This window comes from Paenalcaligenes hominis (assembly GCF_011927625.1).
Classification (GTDB): domain Bacteria; phylum Pseudomonadota; class Gammaproteobacteria; order Burkholderiales; family Burkholderiaceae_B; genus Paenalcaligenes; species Paenalcaligenes hominis.
On sequence record NZ_JAATIZ010000002.1, the window covers coordinates 219,879 to 237,713 of the forward strand.

At 48.1% G+C, this 17,835-nt stretch carries 17 protein-coding genes and 5 tRNA genes; 16 read left to right on the forward strand and 6 right to left on the reverse strand.

Annotated features, from left to right (window positions below; translation table 11 throughout):
* Window positions 1-6 precede the first annotated feature (6 nt).
* Together GGR41_RS05045 and lnt are read left to right on the forward strand one after the other, a co-directional pair.
* Window positions 7-891: an HlyC/CorC family transporter gene (locus GGR41_RS05045; RefSeq protein ID WP_167660932.1), complete on the forward strand. Its 885-nt coding sequence runs from the start codon at window positions 7-9 to the stop codon at window positions 889-891.
* A complete protein-coding gene (lnt, locus tag GGR41_RS05050) occupies window positions 891-2,501 on the forward strand; it encodes an apolipoprotein N-acyltransferase (protein WP_167660933.1) in 1,611 nt (536 codons plus the stop codon). Before GGR41_RS05045 ends, lnt begins: the two co-directional genes overlap by 1 nt.
* On the opposite strand, the gene GGR41_RS05055 is transcribed toward lnt, so the two are convergent.
* Window positions 2,405-4,528, reverse strand: a complete 2,124-nt coding sequence (locus tag GGR41_RS05055; protein WP_167660934.1) for an EAL domain-containing protein — start codon at window positions 4,526-4,528, stop codon at window positions 2,405-2,407. The genes lnt and GGR41_RS05055 overlap by 97 nt on opposite strands.
* Window positions 4,529-4,899: 371 nt before the next feature.
* Between GGR41_RS05055 and GGR41_RS05060 the strand changes: the two genes are divergently transcribed.
* From GGR41_RS05060 to GGR41_RS05090, 7 genes are all read left to right on the forward strand, one after another.
* A tRNA-Ala gene (locus GGR41_RS05060) sits at window positions 4,900-4,975 on the forward strand.
* A gap of 58 nt (window positions 4,976-5,033) precedes the next feature.
* Window positions 5,034-5,109: transfer RNA gene (locus GGR41_RS05065), tRNA-Glu, on the forward strand.
* A gap of 25 nt (window positions 5,110-5,134) precedes the next feature.
* Window positions 5,135-5,211: transfer RNA gene (locus tag GGR41_RS05070), tRNA-Asp, on the forward strand.
* A gap of 62 nt (window positions 5,212-5,273) precedes the next feature.
* Window positions 5,274-5,349 (forward strand) — tRNA-Glu (locus GGR41_RS05075).
* 26 nt (window positions 5,350-5,375) lie between these two features.
* Window positions 5,376-5,452 (forward strand) — tRNA-Asp (locus GGR41_RS05080).
* Between the two features lie 292 nt (window positions 5,453-5,744).
* Window positions 5,745-6,794: a biotin synthase BioB gene (gene bioB / locus GGR41_RS05085; RefSeq protein WP_229711047.1), complete on the forward strand. Its 1,050-nt coding sequence runs from the start codon at window positions 5,745-5,747 to the stop codon at window positions 6,792-6,794.
* Window positions 6,795-6,796: 2 nt separating this feature from the next.
* Window positions 6,797-7,639, forward strand: coding sequence for a DMT family transporter (locus GGR41_RS05090; protein WP_167660935.1), 843 nt, complete (start codon window positions 6,797-6,799; stop codon window positions 7,637-7,639).
* Between the two features lies 1 nt (window position 7,640).
* Here the strand turns inward: GGR41_RS05090 and GGR41_RS05095 are convergent, their stop codons facing one another.
* Entirely contained in the window at window positions 7,641-8,987 is a 1,347-nt protein-coding gene (locus GGR41_RS05095) for an MFS transporter (protein ID WP_167660936.1), read from the reverse strand.
* A 70-nt stretch (window positions 8,988-9,057) separates the two neighbouring features.
* Window positions 9,058-9,543 carry a peroxiredoxin gene (locus tag GGR41_RS05100; protein WP_167660937.1) on the reverse strand — a complete coding sequence of 162 codons (486 nt, stop codon included), beginning with the start codon at window positions 9,541-9,543 and terminating at the stop codon, window positions 9,058-9,060.
* Between the two features lie 248 nt (window positions 9,544-9,791).
* On the opposite strand from GGR41_RS05100, the gene moaC reads away from it, so the two are divergent.
* The 5 genes from moaC to GGR41_RS05125 are packed head-to-tail and all read left to right on the forward strand — an operon-like array spanning window position 9,792 to window position 12,769.
* Complete coding sequence (moaC, locus tag GGR41_RS05105) at window positions 9,792-10,295, forward strand: cyclic pyranopterin monophosphate synthase MoaC (RefSeq protein ID WP_167660938.1); 504 nt, start codon at window positions 9,792-9,794, stop codon at window positions 10,293-10,295.
* Window positions 10,296-10,330: 35 nt separating this feature from the next.
* Window positions 10,331-10,585, forward strand: coding sequence for a MoaD/ThiS family protein (locus GGR41_RS05110; protein ID WP_077734573.1), 255 nt, complete (start codon window positions 10,331-10,333; stop codon window positions 10,583-10,585).
* Window position 10,586: 1 nt separating this feature from the next.
* Window positions 10,587-11,048, forward strand: a complete 462-nt coding sequence (locus tag GGR41_RS05115) for a molybdenum cofactor biosynthesis protein MoaE (RefSeq protein WP_077734571.1) — start codon at window positions 10,587-10,589, stop codon at window positions 11,046-11,048.
* Entirely contained in the window at window positions 11,041-11,538 is a 498-nt protein-coding gene (gene moaB / locus GGR41_RS05120; protein WP_167660939.1) for a molybdenum cofactor biosynthesis protein B, read from the forward strand. The genes GGR41_RS05115 and moaB overlap by 8 nt, the downstream gene beginning before the upstream one ends.
* Window positions 11,539-11,563: 25 nt before the next feature.
* Window positions 11,564-12,769, forward strand: a complete 1,206-nt coding sequence (locus tag GGR41_RS05125) for a molybdopterin molybdotransferase MoeA (RefSeq protein WP_167660940.1) — start codon at window positions 11,564-11,566, stop codon at window positions 12,767-12,769.
* On the opposite strand, the gene mobA is transcribed toward GGR41_RS05125, so the two are convergent.
* The 3 genes from mobA to GGR41_RS05140 are packed head-to-tail and all read right to left on the reverse strand — an operon-like array spanning window position 12,766 to window position 15,591.
* Window positions 12,766-13,389 carry a molybdenum cofactor guanylyltransferase MobA gene (mobA, locus tag GGR41_RS05130; protein ID WP_167660941.1) on the reverse strand — a complete coding sequence of 208 codons (624 nt, stop codon included), beginning with the start codon at window positions 13,387-13,389 and terminating at the stop codon, window positions 12,766-12,768. The two genes, GGR41_RS05125 and mobA, sit on opposite strands and share 4 nt — an antisense overlap.
* Entirely contained in the window at window positions 13,389-14,486 is a 1,098-nt protein-coding gene (gene moaA, locus GGR41_RS05135; protein ID WP_167660942.1) for a GTP 3',8-cyclase MoaA, read from the reverse strand. Before moaA ends, mobA begins: the two co-directional genes overlap by 1 nt.
* On the reverse strand, window positions 14,467-15,591 hold the full coding sequence (locus GGR41_RS05140) for a substrate-binding domain-containing protein (RefSeq protein WP_167660943.1): 1,125 nt from the start codon (window positions 15,589-15,591) through the stop codon (window positions 14,467-14,469). The genes moaA and GGR41_RS05140 overlap by 20 nt, the downstream gene beginning before the upstream one ends.
* A 177-nt stretch (window positions 15,592-15,768) precedes the next feature.
* Between GGR41_RS05140 and GGR41_RS05145 the strand changes: the two genes are divergently transcribed.
* Together GGR41_RS05145 and GGR41_RS05150 are read left to right on the forward strand one after the other, a co-directional pair.
* A complete protein-coding gene (locus GGR41_RS05145; protein WP_077734565.1) occupies window positions 15,769-16,263 on the forward strand; it encodes a formate dehydrogenase subunit gamma in 495 nt (164 codons plus the stop codon).
* Window positions 16,260-17,825: a formate dehydrogenase beta subunit gene (locus GGR41_RS05150; RefSeq protein ID WP_167660944.1), complete on the forward strand. Its 1,566-nt coding sequence runs from the start codon at window positions 16,260-16,262 to the stop codon at window positions 17,823-17,825. The genes GGR41_RS05145 and GGR41_RS05150 overlap by 4 nt, the downstream gene beginning before the upstream one ends.
* The last annotated feature ends 10 nt before the right edge of the window (window positions 17,826-17,835 follow it).

Sequence of the window (17,835 nt, forward strand, 5' to 3'; positions counted from 1 at the left end):
TAGGGCATGTCAGAAAATACCAATCCCGAACCCGAGCCGCGTAGTAAAAAACGCTTATCTCCTATCACCCGTTTTTTTCAACGTCGCGCTGAACCGACCGACCGTGAAGACATCAAGGCTATCCTTGAGGCGGCCTTAGAACGTCAGGTTATCAACAACGACTCCTACACCATGATTGTAGGTGCTCTTGATCTAACCAGTAAAACGGTAGCCGACATCATGGTGCCGCGATCTAAAATCGATTTGCTGGATATTTCAAAACCTATCTCAGAACTCTTACCACTTATTGTCGAAACAGGACGCTCTCGTTTTCCTGTTTATGAAGACGATCGCGACAATATCGTAGGTATCCTCTTAGCTAAAGACTTACTGCTTTCCATCGCAAACCCCAATATTGATTTGCGTCCTCTAGTCCGACCTGCTGTGTTTATCCCCGAAACGAAAAAACTCAATGTGTTATTGCACGAGTTTCGCAGTAGCCGCAATCACATTGCTATTGTGATTGATGAACATGGCGGTACCGCAGGGTTAGTGACCATGGAAGACGTGCTTGAACAAGTTGTGGGTGATATCGAAGATGAATACGACGAGGATACCGCTCAAACCATTTTCCAGGCCGGTGACAATAGCTGGCGTGTTATGGCACTAACAGAAATCGCTGATTTTAATGAGGCATTTGGTACGCAATTGTCTGATGACGACTACGATACCATTGGGGGTTGGTTAGCAGCTGAAATGGGCTATATCCCCAAACGTGGCGACACCACAACCATTCAAGGGATTCATATTACGGTGCTACGCGCCGACCCTAAACGTGCGTTATGGCTTCACGTGCAACGTCATCTCCCCACTGACCCCTCGCTTTCTGAACACGAATCTGACACGATGTGATGTTTCAACGCTCTACTTCATTTAGCGTGCTCCCGTTAATTCCGCTGGGCACCATTCATGCATTAAGCTTTGCTCCGGGGCCTGTACCCAGTGCGCTATTGCCCTATTTACAGTTGCTGAGCTTTGCAGCTTTTATTTTTTATATGCTCAAAGCGCCAAGAACCCGTACGGCATTATGGGGAGCTTGGTTATTTGGGACTACGCAATTTAGTGTGGGCTTATACTGGTTTTTTATCAGTATGCATAAGTACGGTGGGTTAGCAGCCCCACTTGCAGGCGCAGCAGTGTTTCTTTTTGCTGCGTTTATGGCTATGTACTACGTCTTTGCTGTGGCATTGAGCCGCTTTTTTATACGGCGTAGTCGAGACATCGGTTGGAAAGAACAACTAGCTGTAGCCGCTGTGTGGGCCAGTGCGTGGACGCTATTTGAATGGATTCGAGGCACCTTTTTAACCGGCTTTCCTTGGTTAAATATTGCATACGGTCACGTAGACGGCATGTTTGCTGGCTGGGCCTCTGTGGCAGGTGCCTATGGACTCAGTTGGGTTGTGGCGTATACAGCGTGTGCCCTCGCGTTATTTGCGCTTAACACGAGCAAAGTTGCACCTAAAAGCCACAATTTTCCTTTAGGCATTGCATTTGCCTTAGCGGTGCTAGGAATTGTGCTTCATAGCGTGACGTGGTCCAGACCCCATGGTGAGCCTTTTTTTGTACGCTTAGCTCAGGGAAATGTCGACCAAGGCATAAAATTTGATAGCCAATACATGAACGATGGGGTCGAGCTGTATCAAAAGCTTGCCGCCTTGCCTGCCAAAAGTGCAAACAGCCAACCCAGTTTAATTGTGCTACCTGAAACGGTAGTACCGTTGTTTCAGCATCAGTGGCAGCCTCAGTTTTGGCAACAATGGATTGATATTGCAGCTCAGCAAAACGCGACTCTTTTATTAGGCGCGCCGTTGTATGCGCAAAAAGGCGAACAAGCCATCTATACCAATAGTGCTTTTACCATCACGGCCGATTCTCATCCCGCTGCTATTCAGCAATTGCAAATGCAACAGCGCTACGATAAACATCACCTGGTTCCTTTTGGTGAGTTTGTACCGTTAGGTTTTCGATGGTTTGTCGATGCCATGGCGATTCCTCTTGGTGACTTCAATCGGGGGAGCACTCGACAGGCAAATTTTGCCATAGGGTCAGAATACATCGGTCCTGATATTTGCTATGAAGACGTATTTGGCGAAGAAATTATTCAAAGCGTACGCGATCATCCTGAACTGGGCTCAGGCGCTACCGTCTTAGTGAATATCAGTAACTTAGGTTGGTTTGGTGACTCGTGGGCCTTGCGTCAACATTTACAAATAGCGCGTTTACGCAGCATTGAAACAGCGCGCCCAATGTTGCGAGCCACCAATACGGGTATGACTGCATCCATTAGCTCCACTGGTGAGCTACAAGCCGTGTTGCCGCCACATACAGTGGGTGTATTGGATGTAGAAATTCAGGGTATGACGGGTCAAACCATATATGTTTTGGTTGGAAATGGCCCTGTCATAATCGGGTCATTGGTATTACTTTTGATGGCATTTCGTTTGCGTTCCAGAGCCCAATGATCTAAATCCTGAACAGTAACAGGGCGGCTATATAAATAGCCTTGCCCCAATGCACAGCCGGCCTCGAGCAATAACTTTTCCTGTTCAGGGCCCTCGACACCTTCTGCAATCACCTCTAAGCCCAATTTTTTAGCCATGACAATCATGGCTTCGCACAAAGCGAGATCCTCGGACTCGGAGGCCAAGTTACGTACAAACGACTGATCGATTTTAATAATATCAATGGGATAACGTTTTAGGTACGTTAACGAAGAAAAGCCCGTGCCAAAATCATCTAGAGCAATCCGCAAGCCTGCCTCGCGGAACTGCTGCAAGATGTGTGTAATAACGGGGTTGTTTTCCAAGAGCAAACGTTCAGTGATTTCAATCACAATCATCTGCGTCGGCACCCCTGCCTCTTTGATTGAACTAATCCAATCATCCGCTTTCACCCCATCAGTGTAAAACTGTGCTGGTGAAACGTTTAAGCTGATGAACTGCTCGCGACCTTCTTCATACCAAATTTTGGCTTGTTCTAGTACTGCCTTAAAGACCCAATTGCCAATGCCTACGATTAAGCCAGAGTCCTCGGCAAAAGGTATGTATTCTGAGGGCGGCACCAAACCGAGCTCTGGATGTTGCCATCGAATTAAGGCCTCGTATTTCACCACTTGGCCTGTGCGCATATCCACAATAGGCTGGTAATACAGAATAAATTGATTCTCGTCTATGGCGCGTTGTAAGCTTTCAGAGAACATCATCCGCGCCTGAATGGCCTCGCTCATGGCAGGGATAAAATAACAGTATTGGTTGCGCCCTGAATCTTTTGCCCCATACATAGCCATATCTGCATTTTTAAGTAGCTCGCTGGCATCGGCAGCGTCCTCTGGGTACATGGTTATACCAATGCTGGCCGAAACCGTGGCCATTCCATCGCCTAAATAATAGGGTTGGGCAATAGCTTGAAGAATGTCTTCGCAGATGCGATTGACAATCTGCTGATCAGCTACGTTAGTCACAATCACAGTGAATTCGTCGCCACCAATGCGCGCTACGGTATCGGACTCACCACGCACACACGACAGCAATCGTCTTGCCGCTTCACGTAAGAGCAAGTCGCCCACATCGTGGCCAAAGGTGTCATTAACGTCTTTAAATAAATCTAAATCAAGAAAAATAAGCGCAAAGGCTTTGTTGTGTTCGTCGGCCTCTTGCATGGCTTGTTGCAAACGCTTTTGAAACAGCTGGCGGTTTGGCAGTTCAGTTAAGTGGTCGTAGTTAGCTTGGCGCCAAATGTCCTCCTCGCGTTCTTTATGGGTTGTGACATCAAAAAACAGACCAATACGCCTGTAAACAGACCCGTCTTCGTTATAGCAAGTGCTGATGTTTAAACGCTCAGCATAGTCCTCGCCATTTTTTCGTCTATTCCAAAGGTCGCCCTGCCAACGCCCTGTGGTGCGCAACTGTTGCCACATCTTGCGATAAAAGGAAGTGCTGTGACGCCCAGAAGACAAAATATTCATTGATCGCCCTACAATTTCTGGCAGCTCATAGCCGGTTATTTCAGAAAAAGCGGGGTTTACATCTACCACCAACCCATTTTCGTCCGTCACCACAATCGCCTCGCCCGTATTTTCATACACCAACGCAGCAATTTGTGCTGAGCGTTCACTTTCCTTTCGTTGACTGATGTCTAAGACAAACAGCACATGCGCTGCCGTTTCATCGTAATGCGTTCGGATAAAACATACTTCTACATCGACCTTACGGCCACTAAAATGAGTAAACTGGTCTTCAATTAAGAGTTCTTTTTGACCCAGAACAAATTGTTCAAGTATGGAGTCATAGTTAGCGCATACCGTATGAACCTGCCCCATTTTTAATAGTTGATTGCGCTCATAGCCAACTAGTTGCGCAAACTGTCTATTTACAAAGCTAAAGCGATTGTTTTGTATAATTGCAACACCCACCAAAGCATTATTTGCCAGGCTAGAAAACAACTGTTGCTGCTTAGTAATTCGAGGCCGTTCTTTTGATTGTGCTGACATGTAATTTCCGTGATGAACTGAACTATTTAGGTCCAAACCGTAAGGTCACCGATAACGAGTTAAATAAATAAAAAGTATGGCTGGCTAACCGTAACAACATCTTTTCGATGTAACCCATGGTAACACCCCCTACATAAAACTAGCTTTTAAATATTTTAATGGTATACTCTTATCTTGTTGTGATTATGACAACAATCAAAACAACCTTAAGTTTAAGACAATCTTTTACACTTGGTTTGTTTTATGTCTTGCACAACACAGTCTTTAGTAAATTTACAATCATTTGCAAAAAGGCTTGCATAAACCGAAAAGTTAGTGCATAATTCTAATTCTTCGTTAGCGCAGTCATACATTATATGACCGCAACAAATGGGGGTATAGCTCAGCTGGGAGAGCGCTTGCATGGCATGCAAGAGGTCATCGGTTCGATCCCGTTTACCTCCACCAACGATTTATTGCTTGACCGCTTATTTAAACTTACCCATAGTTTTTATTTGCACACTAGGTCCCCATCGTCTAGAGGCCTAGGACATCGCCCTTTCACGGCGGCAACCGGGGTTCGAATCCCCGTGGGGACGCCATCACACAGATGGCAAAAAACTACTAGGAGTGGTAGTTCAGTTGGTTAGAATACCGGCCTGTCACGCCGGGGGTCGCGGGTTCGAGTCCCGTCCACTCCGCCAAATTTCATATTTTTGTAATTCCCTAACTTAATTACAAATATATATACCGCTTATTGCGCTAGGTCCCCATCGTCTAGAGGCCTAGGACATCGCCCTTTCACGGCGGCAACCGGGGTTCGAATCCCCGTGGGGACGCCATCACACAGATGGCAAATAAACCACTAGGAGTGGTAGTTCAGTTGGTTAGAATACCGGCCTGTCACGCCGGGGGTCGCGGGTTCGAGTCCCGTCCACTCCGCCAGATTTTAAAAGCCTTGTGATTTTCACAAGGCTTTTTTGCATTTAGCCCACCAGACTATATACCACCTGCCCCTTGTTGCCTAAAAGTATTGTGCAGTCCCTGTAATATGCAACCAAACATTACCGTCAATAAAGTTAAGTTCCTTTAAAATAGCTTAACAGCAGACAAATTATGCTTTATGCACAATGTAACTATGCTAGTTACACTTTTCATCTAATACGAAATTTGGCGTCGTGTCTTCTATTCACTATAGTCTGTGCTTATTTAACTCACTGTTTTTTAAGGGGCTATTGTGAGTCAATCCGCAACTGTTTCCGCATGGTCCGTCGCTGACGTGGTCGCTTTGTATGAGCTGCCTTTTATGGATTTAATCTGGAAAGCTCAACAAGTGCACCGTGAGCATCACGACCCACACGCTATTCAACTTTCTAGCCTGCTCTCTATTAAGACTGGCGGCTGTCCAGAAGACTGCAGTTATTGTCCACAATCCTCTAAATACGCGACCGATGTAGAAAACGAACGCTTACTTGATGTGGAAACCGTATTAGCGGCGGCTCAAGCCGCGAAAAATAATGGTGCACAACGCTTTTGCATGGGAGCCGCTTGGCGTTCACCTACTGAAAAGCAAGTCGACCAAGTGATTGAGTTAGTTCAGGCAGTAAAAAATTTGGGCATGGAAACTTGCGTTACGCTAGGCATGCTAAAAGACGGTCAAGCCGAACGCCTTAAAGAAGCTGGCCTCGACTATTACAATCACAACCTGGATACCTCGGAAGACTTTTACAAACAAATTATTAGTACGCGTACCTATCAAGACCGTATTGATACATTAGATCGTGTGCAAAGAGCTGGGCTGAAAAGTTGCGTTGGCGGGATTGTCGGCCTTGGCGAATCTAGAGAGCAGCGCGCTCGCCTTATTACTCAACTGGCCAATCGCGATCCATACCCTGAGTCTGTGCCAATTAACCAGTTAGTGCGTGTGCAAGGCACACCATTAGCGAATAATGATGACTTTGATGAGTTTGAATTTATACGCACTATTGCCATTGCGCGTATTACTATGCCTCGAGCCGCCGTACGACTTTCAGCTGGCCGCAGTAGCATGAGTGATGCCAGTCAAGCCTTATGTTTTATGGCTGGGGCCAATTCCATTTTCTATGGTGATCAACTATTAACAACGGGCAATCCACAATTCACTGCGGATCAATCTCTATTTGAACGTTTAAATTTACACTCTAGCCATCATGCTATGGATCCCACTACTTGTTCAGCACAAGATGAGCTAGGCACAGACACGGTTAAGCGCTGTGGTCAAGCCCGTGCTGTTGCGGAAGCGCTGTAATCATGTGGCTACTTTTTAGCAGCGTTATTTGCAGTGTTGCCGTATCGGTCCTATTGAAGCTCGCTCGTGCACGTCACATTCAAATCGCACAAGCCATCGCGTTTAATTATGTATCAGCTATTGCGCTGACTCTTGTTCTTTTACAGCCTAAGCCCAGCAGCTTATTTACACCTCATACCCCTTATTGGGTCGTCATCGCCTTAGGTGTGCTGTTGCCTAGTATTTTTCTGGTGATGGCACAAGCTGTACGCCATGCTGGAATTGTACTCAGTGACGCGGCTCAACGTCTGTCCTTAGTCATTCCCTTAATTGCCGCTGCGGTAGTGTTTGGCGAAGTATTAGCTGGCACTAAATGGCTAGGCATTGGGTTAGGGTTAATGGCCCTTATGTGTTTAAGCTTTGGCTCTAAAAAGCTTAACCAGCCTATCGCGGTCTCTGCTAGCGTCTGGCTATTAGGCGTATGGCTTGGCTACGGTACGATTGATGTGCTTTTTAAACAGCTCTCAAAAAGTGGCGCGGGATTCAGCAGTAGCTTACTCGTTACCTTTGTGTTGGCTGCGCTACTTTTGTTTAGTTGGCTAACTTGGCAAAAAACCCAATGGCATGCTCGATCCATAATGGCTGGGTTATTGCTCGGCCTATTAAACTTTGGGAATATTTATTTTTATATTAGAGCGCACCAGCACTTTCCCGAGCACCCTACTTTGGTGTTTGCCACCATGAATATCGGGGTGATCACTTTAGGAACTCTAATCGGGGCAGGCGCCTTTAAAGAAAAGCTCAGCCCTATTAGCATAATTGGCATAGGGCTGGCTTTAAGCGCTGTTGTGGCATTATTGCCTTAAACTAATCAACACGTACACTCGACGCCACCGGCGCCTCGGGGGCAGAGTCTGCCGTAGGTATGGGAGGCTCTGCGTCGTGCTCGGGGTTGAGCTCATCGAACACCGGGTCATGTGAAATATCACTACTGATATCAACCCGAGGATCTAGCGCAGCAGAGCTGTGCATATGTGGCATGGGTACGAAATCGGTCGGTGCATCTTGACTAAGATGGGTGCCTTTGATTTTAGTAGGACGTACTAAAAAGCTTAAGCCCACTCCACACCCACAGAAAAAAATGTAATACCAGTTGCTGCCTAGCTTGTCCATCAGTACCCCAACCAGTAGTGGGCCAATACACGCCCCTACGCCATACACCATGTATAAGATAGCGCTTAAACCCACGCGCCGGTCTGGGTCTACGTTGTCATTAGCAAAAGCAGCCCCAAGGGGATACAAAGTAAAAACCAACACACCAAATAATGCGGAAAAGCCAAGTAACCAGTAATACGAAAAATCCAGCCACCCGACTAACGGCAGGGCAAAGACAAAGAGCAGTAAAGCATTAATACGTAAGGTAGTGACTCGACCGATGCGATCAGCTAACCAGCCGATCGGCCACTGAGCCATAACCCCAGCGGCCACAGAAATAGCCACAAACACAGCCACTTGCTCGCTGTTTAGTTCGGCCCGTAGTGCATACACAGGCCCTAAAGCATAAAACGCCCCCGTCAGCATGCCGGCAACTAACAAGACACTAATTGATAGCGGAACGCGCTCAATGTAGTAGCGCGCATGGATAGGTGCAGGCACCTGAAGCGCGGGGTGCAGACGACGGGTCAACGCAATGGGGACCAGACTAAGAACAGAACAAATCGCTACAAAAATAAGTGGCTCGTAATTCATATCAGGAAAACGTGTCAATGCCAGCTGGCCTAACACGGTACCCAAACTGCTCATTACCATATAAAAAGCAAAAATAATGCCGCGGCGTTCGTTATCCGTTTGCTCGTTAAGCCAACTTTCAATGGCAATAAATTGTGTCACCATCGCCGCTCCGGCGATAAAACGCAGACCTAACCAAACCCAAAGGTTATCCACCATGATTTGGATTAATACGGAGACCGTCACAAACGCAGCACTTGCAGCATAAGCGCGAATGTGTCCAATGCTAAGAATAAGCCGATGCCCCACACGGGCCCCAAACACAAGACCTAAATAGAAAATGGCCAGCAAAGCCCCTACCCAAATTTCTGAGACAGAAAGCTGGGTAAGGCGCAGCCCCATGTAAGTATTAAATAAACCTGATCCGGTTAACAGCACCAGAGTGGCTAAATACAAGGAAGAAAACGCACCAATTGAGTTGAGCATGTGAATACATTAAATAAGACAGCTGGCTTAAGCCAGCTGTGCTAAGAAAGCAAAAATGCCGTGCGGCGTATTAAAGCTGATTAAATAAGGTCTGAGCATCACTTTTGTCTAGGGCGCCGCCTTCGTCGATATACAGCGCTTTGACCTCTCCGTTATCTAAATAAGCGGAAAAACGTTGTGCTCGCAACCCAAGACCCTTTGCACTTAAGTCTAACACCAGACCCAGTTTTTTCATCCAGTCAGCACTGCCGTCTGCCATCATGCGAATGGCACCATTCACCTGACGATCACGCCCCCATGCCTCCATGACAAACATGTCATTAACGGCCACACACCATATTTCATCAATACCTTTGGCTTTAAAAGCATCTGCTAGCTCTAAATAGCCAGGTAAGTGGCGCTCGGTACAGGTGGGCGTGAAAGCACCCGGCACAGAGAACAGCACAATACGTTTGTTTTGAACCAAGTCCTCGACCTGGTGGCTTTGTGGTGTCTGCCCAGTAACAAACTCTGCCAACGTGGCGTTGGGTACGGTATCACCTACTTTTATCGTCATATTTCCTCCTCAGGGGAATGGGTTTAGTCATGTCATACTAATAGATAGTGCCCGTGCACGGCAATGCAGCAAAATAGAAAAAAAGTAAAGACTTGTCAGTAGGCTAAAGCTTTGACATGCCTATTACCCCTATGACCCATTTAGGGTGTTAGGGGCTTTTGCGCTGAATCGTAACGGGGTGGGTATAATAGAACACCTATTGGCTTAGCCTATTTAGCTAGTCTAGAACTCAAACCACAGAGAAAAACATGGGCTTCAAAATCACAGATTCCGATTTAACCCTGACCCACCTAGACCAGAGCGGTCAAGTCCGCATGGTGGATGTCAGCCATAAAACGCGCAGCGCTCGTGAGGCAATTGCTCGTAGCACAGTGCGCTTAAGCGCTGGGGCCTATCAACTATTGACTGCCCAAGATAACGCCAAAGGCGAGGTATTAAACACCGCACGCATCGCTGGTATCCAAGCCGCAAAGCGCTGCGCCGATTTAATTCCTTTGTGTCATACCTTGGCCCTCGACTTTGTCGGGATCGACTTTGAGCTCGACCCTGACCATCATGTATTGCATATTTTTGCTACCTGTCGGTGTGCCTATACCACTGGCGTTGAAATGGAAGCCATGATGGCTGCTAGTGTTGCCGCCCTCACTATTTACGATATGTGCAAAGCCGCTGATAAAGGTATTGTTATTGAAGACACGCGTTTACTGCGCAAGTCCGGAGGTAAATCTGGGGTGTGGGAAGCAAAAGCCTAAACCCAGATCGTTTTCTTACCTTTCAAGGAGCTCTCATGTCCACTTCAACTATTCACGTTTTATATTTTGCTCAAGTTGCCGAGCTAACCCAAACACGTCAAGAAAGCTGGCCGTTAGATCAGCCTATTGCTGTTAGCGCATGGCTAGAGCATATCGTCAGCACATACCCTGTACTTGCCCCTCTGCAGTCGCGATTGAAAATTGCTGTTAATCAATACCATGTAGACCATGATGCCATTATTCACCCAGGTGACGAGGTGGCCGTCTTTGAACCTGTTACCGGAGGCTAATATGGTTATCGTTCAAGAACACGATTTTAATGCGGCTCAGCTGATTGCAGACTTGCATCAAGCTCATCAGGGGCATGCAGGCGCGTTATTAACTTTTATGGGCTATGTACGCGATTTCAACCCCGATGCACCCACTGACACCCTTTTCTTAGAACACTATCCGGGCATGTGTGAACGCGAAATTACCGCTATTTGCGAGCACGCCAAACAACGTTGGGATATTTTAGACTATTGCGTGGTCCATCGTGTTGGAGAAATGCACTTAGGCGAACAAATTGTCTTTGTTGGGGTAACCAGTGTGCACCGTGGCGATGCGTTTGCCGCCGGTGAATACATTATTGATGCCCTAAAAACACGTGCGCCTTTTTGGAAACGAGAAAAACTGCAATCCGGCGAAAAGTTTTGGGTACAGCAGCGCGAGGCAGATGCACTTAAAACAGCCAAGTGGGAATCCCATGATTAAACTGAATTGTGCCGTATTAACTATTTCCAACTCACGCACTGCTGCCAATGACACCTCTGGCGACTACTTGGTTGATCAGTTACAACGCGCAGGTCATCAGTGCCTAGAGCGCGCGATCAGCCCGGCTAATCGTTACGAACTGCGCAAAATTGTCAGTGCATGGATTGCTAACCCGCAGCTTCATGTCATTATCACGAATGGTGGTACAGGCTTTGGCCCAGAAAAAAATACTGTTGCCGCATTACAGCCACTTTTTGATCACACCATCACGGGTTTTGGCGAGCATTTTCGCCAATTGTCTTTCGAAGATATCGGCAGCTCAGCGATGCAATCCGACGCTATCGCAGGCTTAGCAAACCAAACGGTTATTTTTTGCTTGCCTGGCTCAACCAATGCCTGTCGCTTGGCCTGGACACGTCTGATTCGCGAGCAACTAAACAGCCAACACAAGCCGTGTAATTTTGCTGATCACTGTGCTTCCAAATCCTAAACTGCTTCTTTAAAAAAGGGTTATTATGCTCGACTTTGATACCGCTCAAGACCGCCTTATTCAAGCGGCAGTTCGTCCTACTCGCACTGAGCGTATTCCAGTACATGCCGCCTTAGGGCGTATATTAGCCGATACAGTTCAAGCCACTATTGATATCCCACCAGCAGATAATAGCGCCATGGACGGCTATGCTATTCGTTTTGCGGACTACGCCGAGGGGGTAAGCTTACCTATTCAGCAACGGTGTTATGCGGGCGATATCCCTGACCCCCTTGAAGCAGGCAAAGCCATTCGTCTTTTTACTGGTAGCTTAATGCCTACAGGTGCCGATACGGTTGTCATCCAAGAAAACTGTACCGAGTCTGACGACCAAGTCCAAATTCACACGCCCCCCACGCAAGGCCTTAACGTGCGTTACCGCGGCGAGGACATGAGCCAAGGCAAGACAGTGATTCTTAAAGGCAAAACCATTAACAGTGGTCATATTGCCATGCTGGCCTCACAAGGCATCACCGAGGTCGATGTCTACCCTATCCCCAAGATTGGTATTCTCACTACTGGCGACGAGCTTACCGAGCCAGGCCAGCCTTTAAAAGAAGGCCAAATCTATAACTCCAATGCGCCCATGTTGGCCGCTATGGTCCAACAGCTTAATGCCAGCGTACACCTTGTATTGCACGCTAAAGACACCTTGCCTACTATTCAAGCGGCATTAACTCAGCTTAGCCAAGAATGCGACTTGGTCTTGACCGTGGGCGGGGTTTCAGTGGGCGATAAAGATCTCGTCAAACCTGCTATTGAACAGTTAGGCGGCGAGATGAATCTATGGAAAGTGCGCATGAAGCCCGGTAAACCGGTTGCCCTTGCTCATATCGGCCAAACCCCTATTGTAGGATTACCCGGCAACCCTGTATCGTCGTTTGCTGTATTTACGCTTATGGTTTCGCCCATGATTCGTATTCTGCAAGGTCGTCGTCACGCTATGCCCCGTGTGCTGTATGGCAAACTCGATAGTGATACGGTATTTCACGGCTGGCGCGAGGAATTCATTCGCGTTCAAGCTCGCCCGGATGCCGATGGGTTTTTATATTTAACCCCCCATGCTCAACAAGGGTCGGCCATTATCAGTTCATTAGGCTGGTCTACGGGTCTAGCACGTATCCCAGCAGAACAACACGTAGGGCTTGGGGCAACCGTAGCCTATTACGATTTAAAACATTGGGGCTATTAGTTTTCCCTTAATTCAAGCGCCCTTAATTGGGCGCTTTGTATATCGTCAGGCGTATTAATATTAAAAAAGCAGGAATCTGAATACTGCCGCATATCGACAGCAACAGCTTGGTGCTGACTCAACCATCGTTGTACACGACGCTCACCAGCCAATACATCGGCTTTTAATGAGGCAAGCACAGAACGATGAGCTAATAAGCACAACGGGTAGGAGCGCTGATGTTGCATATACAACAACGCGCTTTCCGGCTTAGCCAGACGAGCTTCCCAGAGGGTTTGCAAAAGAGGCGGACGAATAAAAGGCGTATCGACGGGCAAGACCAACAACCACTCTGTTTCACACTGTTCTAGCAGGGCCCATAACCCTGCAAGTGGCCCTTGATAGGGGTCAAGCGCGGTTGGATCAGAGACCACGGTGCCATAAGCAGCATAAGCGCTTTGATTGCGATTCGCGCTGATTAACAACGATGACTGACAAAAATCAGTTAAGCATTCATGCACCCAAGCGACCAAAGGACGGCCCTGCAGCTCTACCAACCCTTTATCTACTGCCCCTAAGTCTTGAAGGCGGCGTGCTTGACCGCCTGTGAGAATTGCCCCAGTAAGTGCTGACCTAGGCATTAGCCACCAATGTAACTCATTTCTATTTTTTCTCGGGGGGCTTGGTTTTGCCCGCGAAGCTCGGAGTAACGATCGCCCCGGCCGCGCCAGACTTCCATTAGATGAGCGGCAATCTCGTTGTCTGTGGCCTGACTGCGTAATAAACTGCGAACGTCGTAGCCGCGACTAGCAAATAAACAAAGGAAAAACTGCCCTTCGGGCGACAAACGCATACGCGTGCAATCCCCACAAAAAGGATTAGAAACGCTGGTAATAATACCAAACTCGCCACTGCCATCGACATAGCGATAGCGATCCGCGACCTCGCCATAATAGTCGGCCGCTACCGGTTCGATCTCGAACTCGTGAGCTAATTGCTCGACAATTTGAGCGCCAGTAATGACCTCGGCCATGTTCCAGCCATTGGTATTGCCTACGTCCATGTATTCAATAAAACGCAAGGCATGACCGCGTCCTTTAAAATAGCGAGCCATGGGGATGATTTGATCATCGTTGATCCCTTTGCGCACCACCATGTTCACTTTCACAGGAGCCAAACCCACCTCGGCCGCTTTTTCTATGCCAGCCAAAACGCGCTCAACGGCTACTTGGCTATCGCTAAGCTGAGTAAAACGAGCACTATCTAGCGCATCTAGGCTGACGGTAACGCGATGCAAGCCAGCGTCTTTGAGGGCTTGGGCTTTTTGAGCCAATAAGGTGGCGTTGGTAGTCATGGCTAATTCTACCGGCTGCCCATCTGGAGTGCGCAGCTGTGACAGCAGTTCAATCAGGTTTTCTATGTGTTTACGCAATAGAGGTTCGCCACCAGTGAGGCGAATTTTTTGTACACCCATTTGGACTGCAATGGTCGCCACGCGCACAATTTCTTCGAAGCTAAGTAACTGTGGCTGAGGTAAAAAAGCGTGATCTGCGCCAAAGACCTCGCGTGGCATACAATACGTACAACGAAAGTTACAGCGATCTGTGACTGAAATACGTAAATCACGCAACGGACGCTGTAGTTGGTCGCGTAATCCGGCCCCTTCGTGTGCCACCACCGTGGGTTGACGAGCCGGAGCCAAAGATGTCGAAGAGGGGTTAAATATGCGTCCAGTCATGAGTGTGCTGTAGAGTAGTGAAATCAAAATCGTCACCAAAAGCATCAGCTAAGGTGTAAAGGGTACCAATGCCTTCGGCCTCGTACCCAGCTAATTGCTGCATATAGCTATGGTAATCTGTGCTGCGTAAGCGCTGTAAAAATTGTTGTATGATGGCACTATTAACCATCTCTTGGTGAAACGCAAAGAAATACCGCTGCTTTGCTAGGGAAATAAAGTCTAGACCACAGCGCTGCGCTGCGGTCTCGATGCCAAACCCCACATCGGCCATGCCGCTAGCCACATGCGCTGCTACGGCCATGTGTGTGAACTCGGTGGCCCCATAATTTAAAATTAAATCGGCGTCTAACTCTTGTTCAGCAATCATGAGCTCCATTAAGTTTCTAGACCCGGAACCCTTTTGACGGTTCACCACGCGCACCTCTGGGCGCATTAAATCGGCAATAGTATGGATGCCCAGTGGGTTGCCAGTTTGTACGAATAGCCCTACATTGCGTTGTGCCAACAAAGCCAATAATAGCGGGGTCTGGGAAAGCGCAGAGCGATACATGGCTAAAGTAGGCGCCTGATAATGCCCCATGGGAATCTCAAAGCCAGCGACATCGCACTCATTGCGTTGCAAGGCTTCGAGTGCCTCGATACCTGTACGGTAATTCAGCTCGATATAAGGCGCTTGATCGTCGGGCTTTTGCCGCATTAGCCCCTCTACCGCAAACCCATGGCTTGCATACAGGCGCAACACTACCTGTTGTTTTTTATAGAGATCGTGCAAGTCAGCACTAAACAGTTGCTGTTGCTCTTGCAAAAAAGCGCGTACTTTCTGGTCAGATAAGCGATATCGATGTAATAGCTGTCGTGCAAAATCAGTCAGCTTGCTGCCTTGGCGTCTAGACGTTTCAATTAAAGCCACCGCTAATACTTGTTCTGCTTGACGTATCACGCCCCAAGCATGCCGATACGAGAATTGAGTGAGTTTAGCTGCAGCGGATAAGTTGCCTACTTTATCTAAAGCCGCCAATAGCTGCATTAATGCACTGAAATCTAAGGTGGATTCCGCCGTCACAGACCACTGCGCCTGCACCACGACCTTTGTATTTTCATCCATGAAAATCCCCATTGGGCTTTATTATGTTATGAATAACATATTAGCATAGTCTATTGTTGACCGCGCAAGCTTATTGATTAATAAGCTCTATATGGGTAAATTGAAGCATAATCGACCCCATAATAATATGTTATCTTAATCATATAGGAGGCTGCCGTTAGGCAGAGCTCAACGCCTATGTCCATAACTGCCCCTGCTTTGACTGCTGAACAGCTAAAAACGGTATTGCAACACGCGCTCGATCAGCATGCCCACAAAGAAGGTAATCTGTTGCCTTTACTTCACAGCATTCAAGATCAACTGCGCTACATACCCGCAGCCATTGTGCCTTTACTTAGTGCTGCTATTAATCGCTCGCGTGCGGAAATACACGGCGTAATTAGTTTTTATACCCATTTCCGTACTCATCCTCCTGCACCAGTACTGCTTGAGTTATGTCGTGCCGAGTCCTGTCAGGCGCGTGGGGCAAATGGCCTGATTGCCCAAGTGAAAGAACAGTTAGGGTGCGATTTTCACCAGACTAGCGCAGATGGCCAGGTGTCACTCGAACCAGTGTATTGCTTAGGCTTATGCTCTCAAGGGCCAGCTGCCATGATTAACGGTAACCCTGTTGCTCACCTTAATCTCCAAACACTTAACCAACAGCTCCAAGAGAAAGGAGCGCAATCATGACTCCCATTCGTCTTTATATCCCTCGCGATACGGCCGCTGTGGCAGCAGGCGTAGAAACGCTAATTCCTCTTATCAAAGCCCAAGCACAGGCTCAAAACCAACCCATTGACATTGTGCGCAATGGCACCTTTGGTTTACTTTGGCTCGAGCCGCTTATCGAGGTGCAAACAGAGACAGGACGCATTGCGTATGGTCCCGTTCATGCTAAAGACCTACCTAGCTTATTTGAAGCCGATTGGCTTCATGGCGGCGCTCACCCCTTGTGTCATGGTCTAACTACTGAAATCCCTTATTTAAAAAACCAAGAACGCCTTACGTTTGGCCGCGTTGGCCATATTGACCCTTTAAGCCTCAGTGATTACGCCGCCCATGGGGGTTGGCAAGGTTTACACCAAGCCTTAGCGCTTAGCCCTCAAGCCATCGTAGATGCCACCACAGAGTCTGGCTTACGCGGTCGAGGTGGTGCTGCTTTCCCTACAGGGATTAAATGGAATACGGTGCTTCATGCGCCGGCTGCTCAAAAATACATTGTCTGTAATGCCGACGAAGGCGACTCTGGTACGTTTTCAGATCGAATTTTAATGGAAGCCGACCCCTATAGTTTAATCGAGGGTATGATTATTGCCGGTCTAGGTGTGGGCGCTACCCGTGGCTATATTTATTTGCGCTCCGAGTATCCACTCGCCTACGACATCCTGCAGCAAGCCATTGATAAGGCCTACGCGGCAAACTTTTTGGGTCAGTCCATTCAAGGCTCCTCCCACCAGTTTGATCTCGAGGTGCGTTTGGGGGCTGGGGCTTATATCTGTGGCGAGGAAACCTCTTTACTCGAAAGCCTTGAAGGCAAACGCGGCGTGATTCGCTTTAAACCCCCCCTTCCTGCCTTGCAGGGCTTTTTAGGTCAGCCCACCGTCGTCAATAACGTGGTGACGCTAGCAAGTATCCCTATCATTTTCGCTAAGGGCGCGGCTTACTACAAGGAATATGGCATGGGGCGCTCACGTGGCACCTTAGCCTTTCAATTAACAGGCAATCTTAAACAAGGTGGCTTGGTTGAAAAAGCGTTTGGGGTGACGTTGCGCGAGCTTTTATATGATTATGGGGCCGGCAGTGCCTCTGGCCTTGATTTACGTGCGGTTCAGGTCGGGGGGCCGCTGGGTGCCTATTTGCCTGAATCCGATTGGGATGTCCCGCTTGATTATGAAAGCTATGCCGCTATCTCCGCCATGGTCGGACACGGCGGCATCGTGGCGTTTGATCAACAGGTCGATATGGCAGAAATGGCGCAATACGCCATGGAATTCTGTGCGGTCGAGTCCTGTGGCAAATGCACCCCATGTCGCATCGGCTCTACCCGTGGGGTAGAAACCATCGCTAAAATTCGTCAAAAACAAGACCCTGAGGCCAACGTGGTTTTACTTCACGACTTATGCGACACCTTAACACATGCCTCCCTATGCGCTTTGGGTAGCATGACGCCCTATCCTGTCTTATCTGCACTGAATCACTTTGCAGAGGACTTTGGCTTAGAGCCCAGCACTAGCCCTAGCGCTACCGTATAAAGGAGACTCT